Origin of the sequence: Streptomyces sp. Je 1-79 (assembly GCF_025195125.1) — a bacterium.
Lineage (GTDB): Bacteria > Actinomycetota > Actinomycetes > Streptomycetales > Streptomycetaceae > Streptomyces.
Genome location: NZ_JAMGSL010000006.1, coordinates 509,980 through 516,245, shown reverse-complemented (window position 1 = coordinate 516,245; position 6,266 = coordinate 509,980). Strand labels below are relative to the sequence as shown.

General features: G+C 70.9%; 5 protein-coding genes. 3 read left to right on the top strand and 2 right to left on the bottom strand.

Going from position 1 to position 6,266, the window contains the following annotated elements; translation table 11 throughout:
- Positions 1–6 precede the first annotated feature (6 nt).
- Positions 7–978, bottom strand: coding sequence for an ABC transporter substrate-binding protein (locus M5362_RS15205; RefSeq protein ID WP_260228037.1), 972 nt, complete (start codon positions 976–978; stop codon positions 7–9).
- Positions 979–1,516: 538 nt separating this feature from the next.
- Here M5362_RS15205 and M5362_RS15200 point away from each other — a divergent pair.
- The 3 genes from M5362_RS15200 to M5362_RS15190 all read left to right on the top strand — a co-directional run bounded on the left by M5362_RS15200 (position 1,517) and on the right by M5362_RS15190 (position 5,340).
- A complete protein-coding gene (locus tag M5362_RS15200; protein WP_260228036.1) occupies positions 1,517–2,725 on the top strand; it encodes an NADP-dependent malic enzyme in 1,209 nt (402 codons plus the stop codon).
- Between the two features lie 183 nt (positions 2,726–2,908).
- Complete coding sequence (locus M5362_RS15195) at positions 2,909–3,874, top strand: zinc-binding dehydrogenase (RefSeq protein ID WP_260228035.1); 966 nt, start codon at positions 2,909–2,911, stop codon at positions 3,872–3,874.
- 65 nt (positions 3,875–3,939) lie between these two features.
- Positions 3,940–5,340: a cellulase family glycosylhydrolase gene (locus M5362_RS15190; RefSeq protein WP_260228034.1), complete on the top strand. Its 1,401-nt coding sequence runs from the start codon at positions 3,940–3,942 to the stop codon at positions 5,338–5,340.
- A gap of 38 nt (positions 5,341–5,378) precedes the next feature.
- Here the strand turns inward: M5362_RS15190 and M5362_RS15185 are convergent, their stop codons facing one another.
- On the bottom strand, positions 5,379–6,266 hold the full coding sequence (locus M5362_RS15185; RefSeq protein WP_260228033.1) for a PadR family transcriptional regulator: 888 nt from the start codon (positions 6,264–6,266) through the stop codon (positions 5,379–5,381).

Here is a 6,266-nt window from a genome sequence, read left to right as displayed (position 1 = left end):
TAGGGATCAGGAGCCGCCGTTGATCTTGGCCGCGGGGATCGCGCCGTCCCCGGCGTTCCACTTGTCCAGCGCCGCCTTGTAGGTGCCGTCCTTGATGATGGCGTCCAGGGCTTCCTTGAGCGCGTCACGCAGCTGCGTGTCCTTCTTGTCGACCGCGATGCCGAAGAAGCCCGCGTCCGTCTTGTTGGCGATGGCCTCGAAGTCGTTGCCACCGCCCGCGGTCTTCGCGATGTACGCGGCGACCGGCGAGTCGTTCAGGTCGGCGACGGCGCCGCCGGCCTTGACGCGGGTCTGGGCCTCGGCGTCGGTCGGGAAGGACTCGAAGGTGAGGGCCGGCTTGCCGTCCTTCTTGCACTTCTCGGCCTGGTCCTTGGCGGCCTGCTCGTACGTGGTGCCCCGCTGGACCGCGAGCTTCTTGCCGCACAGGTCGTCGAGGGACTTGATGTTCTCCGGGTTGCCCTTCTTCACCAGGATGCCGGTGGAGGCGGTGAAGTAGTCGACGAAGTCGACACCCGTTCCGACCTTCTGGCCCTTGTCGTCCAGACCCTCCTGGCGGGCCTTGGTGTCGGTCATCGAGGACATCACGATGTCCGTACGGCCGGTCGGCAGCGCGGTGAGCAGCGTGTCGAAGGTGCCGCTGTTGAACTGGAAGTCCACACCGAGCTGCTTCGACAGGGCGGCGGCGATGTCGGGGTCGACACCGACGACCTTGTCGCCCTCCTTGAACTCCATGGGGGCGTACGTGGCGTCCGTGCCGACCTTGATGACGCCGGCCTTCTGGATGTCGGCGGGCAGCTTGGAGAAGAGCGGAGCGCTGGAGGCGGCGCCGGTCTTGGTGCCCTCGGCGGAGCCGCCCTCGGTCTGGTCGCCGCAGGCGGTCATCAGCATGGAGCCGGCGACCGCGATGGCGGCGACCGCGGCAAGACGGGACGTGCGGGTCTTGGCGGCGGTCGTGCGGCGCGTGGAGCGTGCGGTCATGGTCGGGTTCCTCCGGCGTATGAGGGAGTTGCCATAGGCCGCGCGCACGCACCTTCGGGTGTCGCGACCTCGTGTGATTACGCGCATCTTGCCATTCGGACCGCGTCAAACAGACGGGCACGCATGTCAAAATCGGATAACGGGTGACCCCCGAACCTCGTCCGGCCGGTGAACACGGGCCGAACCTCTTCCCGGAAATTCCAGCCGGAGCCGGAAAATCTCCGGTTGACCTCGCCATCCGGACGTCACGAAGGCCACCATCCGGTCTACATAAGAACGTATCCGGACATGGGGCGACGCGCCTGCTCTGCGCAAGGTGCCATTGCGTCCGTATGAGTCGCATCACCGCTCCGTATTGGACTCGTCTACGGTGATGTACGTCCGGTAAGAAGGATCCTTACACCCCTCATCCGGGGCTCAGGGCGCGTTGTGCGGCGCGCCCGCGCGGTTGCCAGACACGGCGACCGCGGGACCCACCCACCCCTCCTCATCAAGGAGTGGCCACCCTCAAATGAAGAAGACTTAAGGGGTCAACCCAATGGCAGCGGAGATCGTCAATCCTCGCAGCGACAGCGGCACGGAAGGGGCTCAGGAGCCCTTCGACCCGGCCTTCGCGCTGCACCGCGGCGGCAAGATGGCCATCTCGGCCACGGTGCCGCTGCGCGACAAGGACGACTTGTCCCTCGCGTACACGCCCGGCGTCGCCAAGGTGTGCACCGCGATTGCCGAGCAGCCGGAGCTGGTCCACGACTACACCTGGAAGTCCCAGGTCGTCGCGGTCGTGACCGACGGTACGGCGGTGCTCGGACTCGGCGACATCGGCCCGGAGGCCTCGCTTCCGGTCATGGAGGGGAAAGCGATCCTCTTCAAGCAGTTCGGCGGCGTGGACGCGGTGCCGATCGCGCTCGCCACCACCGACACCGACGAGATCGTGGAGACCGTCGTCCGGCTCGCCCCCTCCTTCGGTGGGGTGAACCTGGAGGACATCTCGGCGCCGCGGTGCTTCGAGATCGAGCGCAAGCTCCAGGAGCGCCTCGACATCCCCGTCTTCCATGACGACCAGCACGGCACCGCGGTGGTCACCCTCGCCGCGCTCCGCAACGCGGCGAAGCTGACCGGCCGTACCCTCGGTGAGCTGCGCGGAGTCATCTCCGGCGCCGGCGCGGCCGGGGTCGCCATCGCCAAGTTCCTGCTGGAGGCGGGGCTCGGCGACGTGGCCGTCGCTGACCGCAAGGGCATCGTCAGCCTCGACCGGGACGACCTGACCCCGGTCAAGCGCGAGCTCGCGGAGATCACGAACAAGGCCGGCCTCTCCGGCTCCCTGGAGACCGCCCTGGCCGGCGCGGACGTCTTCATCGGCGTCTCCGGCGGTACGGTCCCGGAGGCCGCGGTCGCGTCCATGGCGCCGAACGCGTTCGTGTTCGCCATGGCCAACCCGAACCCGGAGGTCCACCCCGACGTCGCGCACAAGTACGCGGCCGTCGTGGCGACCGGGCGTTCGGACTACCCGAACCAGATCAACAACGTGCTCGCGTTCCCCGGCATCTTCGCGGGCGCCCTCCAGGTCCGGGCCTCCCGGATCACCGAGGGCATGAAGATCGCCGCGGCCGACGCGATCGCGGGCGTGGTCGCCGACGAGCTCTCCGCCGACTGCGTGATCCCGTCGCCCTTCGACGAGCGTGTCGCCCCGGCCGTCGCGGCCGCGGTCGCCGCCGCCGCGCGCGCCGAGGGTGTCGCGCGCCGCTGACCCGGCTCGCAGAGGGCCCCGAACCGTTCGTCCATCCGGACCGGTCGGGGCCCTTTCGCATGTCCGGGGCGAGCCCGGTGGGGACGGCCGTGGTGGGGCGCCGCCGGCCGGGAGGCGTGAGGGACATGCGTCACACCGTGGCGCGGTTCCCCGGCCTCCCCGTCGGCCCTTAATCTCAGCCCCATGTTCGCTGCCTACGCCGCCCGAATCGACCGTGACCAGCCCTTGAACGGCCTTGTGTTGGGTGAACGGCCCGAGCCCGAGGTGCGTCCCGGGTGGACCACCGTCACCGTCAAGGCCGCCTCGCTCAACCACCACGACCTCTGGTCACTGCGCGGGGTCGGGCTCCCCGAGGAGAGGCTGCCGATGATCCTCGGCTGCGACGCCGCGGGCATCGACGAGAACGGCGACGAGGTCGTCCTGCACTCCGTCATCGGCCAGTCCGGCCACGGGGTCGGCCCCGACGAGCCCCGCTCCATCCTGACCGAGCGCTACCAGGGCACCTTCGCCGAGCGCGTCACCGTCCCCTCCTGGAACGTGCTCCCCAAGCCCAAGGAGCTCTCCTTCGAGGAGGCCGCCTGCCTCCCGACCGCCTGGCTCACCGCGTACCGGATGATCTTCACCAACGCGGGCGTGCGCCCCGGCGACTCGATCCTGGTGCAGGGCGCGGGCGGCGGGGTCGCCACCGCCGCCATCGCCCTGGGCAAGGCCGCGGGCCTGCGGGTCTTCGCCACCAGCCGGGACGAGGCCAAGCGGAAGCGGGCCGTCGAGCTCGGCGCCGTCGAGGCGTACGAGCCGGGCGCGCGGCTGCCGAAGCGCGTGGACGCCGTCATCGAGACCGTCGGCGCCGCCACCTGGTCGCACTCGGTCAAGTCGCTACGGCCCGGCGGCACCCTGGTGATCTCGGGCGCCACGAGCGGCGACCGCCCCTCGCACGCCGAGCTGACCCGGATCTTCTTCCTGGAGCTGAAGGTCGTCGGCTCCACGATGGGGACGAAGGACGAGCTGGAGGACCTGCTGTCGTTCTGCGCCGCCACGGGCCTGCGGCCGGTGATCGACGAGGTGCTGCCGCTGGACCGGGCCCGCGAGGGCTTCGAGAAGATGGCCTCGGGCGAGCTCTTCGGAAAGATCGTCCTGACAAACTCTTGATACATCGTCAGATCTGCTGATGGGATCTCCGGCACTGCGCTCACACCGTCGTGCCGGAGGTTCCCTTGTTGCGAACGACCCTTGCCACAGGCGCCGTTGTCGCCGCGCTCCTCGCCCCGACCGGCGCGACCGCCCAGGCGCGGGAGGCCGGGAGCCCGGACGGCGGCGGCATACCCGTCCTCACCGACGACCGCGGCCGCGCCCTGACCCTGCGCGGCTGGAACGTCGAGGACAAGGCGAACCGCGGTGAGAAGGCCCTCAGCGCCATCACCGAACGCCACTTCCGGGACATGCGCGCCAAGGGCTTCAACTTCGCCCGGCTGCTCGTCTTCTGGGACGACCTGGAGCCCACGCGCGGCCGGTACAGCCAGGCCTATCTGCGGAAGGTCGAGCGCGTCCTGGACTGGGCGGAGAAGTACGACGTCCATGTCCTCATCGACGCCCACCAGGACGTCTTCGGCCCCGCCTTCGGGCACCGGGGCGTGCCCGCCTGGGCGACCAGGACGGACGGCCTGCCCTTCACCCCGCGCCCGGACGACTGGTTCTCCGAGTACTTCGAGCCGGCCGTGCAGCGCGCGTTCACGCATCTCTACGAGGACGAGGACCTGCGGAGTGCCCAGGCGGCGATGTGGCGCGTACTCGCCGACCGCTTCGAGGGCCATCCGGCCGTCCTCGGCTACGACCTGATCAACGAGCCGATGGGGGAGCTGCGGGAGGGCGAGGACCTGCCGACGGCCGCCCGGCGGATCGAGCGCGAGCAGCTGACGCCGATGTACAACCGGCTGGCGGACGCGGTCCGTTCGGTGGACCGGCACACCTGGGTCTTCGTCGAGCCGACCCCGATCGTCGGCGAGGGCGTGCCGACGGGCCTCGGCAGGATCGACGATCCGAAGGTCGTCTACGCCCCGCACTTCTACAACACCGCCATGGAGGCGGGCGCCGACTACGACCCGGCGGCCGGCTGGATCGAGACGTACGAGCAGGCCGTGACCCGCTACCCGGAGGAGTACAAGGTCCCGGTCGTCGTGGGGGAGTGGGGCCCGCTCAACAACTCCCTGCCGAACATGAACCGCTTCTACCGCGAGGCGATGGCCTCCCTGGGCCGGTACGGCAGCGGGTGGGCCGGCTATGTGTGGTGCTACGGCGGCGGGTACTGCGCGGTGGACGGCGCCGGGTCCTTCCGTACGAACAAGGAGCTGACCGCCGAGCCCTACGCGGAGGCGGTCGCGGGCAGGGTCACCTCCTCCGCGTACGACTCCGGGGCCGGCGTCTACCGGCTGGCGTACGAGTCCTCCCGGCGTGGCCCCCGGGTCACCGAGCTGTCCCTTCCCCCGGGCGCCTGGCAGGTGACGGCCCGGGGGAAGGCGGTGGTCCTCCGCGGGGGCGCGGGCAGGGCCTGGGTCCTCGCGGTGCCCGGGGCGCGGGTGACGGTCACGGTCACCCGCGGCGCACCCCAGGCCTCCTGACCCCCGGCGCCCCACCCCCTGCGACTTCCCAGGACTCCCTATGACTCCTGGCGCTCCGGGCGGAGCAGGGAGGTGACCCGGTCCGCCGCGGTCGACAGATGGCGGCGGGCCTCGGCCAGCTGGGCCGCCGTCACACCGTGGTCCCGGGCCGCGTCACGGACGTCGTCGCGGAAGCGGTCCAGGAGCCGGTCCAGATCGCGCGCCGGGTCGCCGGTGGACTCGACCGTCCTGGCCCAGTCCGAGACGGCCTCCTCGGGGGAGGCGGCCCGGCCCGAGGCCTTGGGGTGCGTGGTGCCCGTGACGAGGCCGCCCAGCTGTGCGGTGATGTCCGAGATGCCCTCCCAGACCCCCGACGGCCAGTCACCGCGTGCGAAGCGGTCCTGGACCTGGTCCTGGACCTGCTGGGCGATCCGCTGGAACTCCTTGGCCTGCCTGCGCGCCGACTGCGCCTCCTCGCGGGCCTGCCGGGTCTGTTCCCTCCACTCCTGCTTGGCGCGGCGCAGCTCCTCCTTGGTGTCGGCGAACGAGGAGCCCTTCTGGCGGGTCTCGCTCGCCGCGGCGCGCATCTCGCTGCGCAGCTTGCCCGCCGCCCCGCGCACGTCGTCGCGGATCTCGGCGGCGAGCTCCGAGACCGACTCGCGGATCTCCCGCTCCAGGTCGTCGAGTTCGCCGCCGCGGCCCGCCAGCTCGGCGCGGCCCGCGTCGGTGATCGAGTACACCTTGCGGCCGCCCTCCGTGGCGTGCGTGACCAGGCCCTCCGCCTCCAGCTTGGCGAGCCGGGGGTAGACCGTGCCGGCCGAGGGGGCGTACAGGCCGTGGAACCGCTCCTCCAGGAGCCGGATCACCTCGTACCCGTGGCGGGGGGCCTCGTCGAGGAGCTTCAGCAGATAGAGGCGCAGTCGGCCGTGGGCGAAGACGGGCGGCAT

What these genes read in the sequence shown, in the direction of transcription:
- M5362_RS15205 (WP_260228037.1), bottom strand. Translation starts at nt 978, where the DNA reads ATGACCGCACGCTCCACGCGCCGCACGACCGCCGCCAAGACCCGCACG.
- M5362_RS15200 (WP_260228036.1), top strand. Translation starts at nt 1,517, where the DNA reads ATGGCAGCGGAGATCGTCAATCCTCGCAGCGACAGCGGCACGGAAGGG.
- M5362_RS15195 (WP_260228035.1), top strand. Translation starts at nt 2,909, where the DNA reads ATGTTCGCTGCCTACGCCGCCCGAATCGACCGTGACCAGCCCTTGAAC.
- M5362_RS15185 (WP_260228033.1), bottom strand. Translation starts at nt 6,266, where the DNA reads ATGCCGCCCGTCTTCGCCCACGGCCGACTGCGCCTCTATCTGCTGAAG.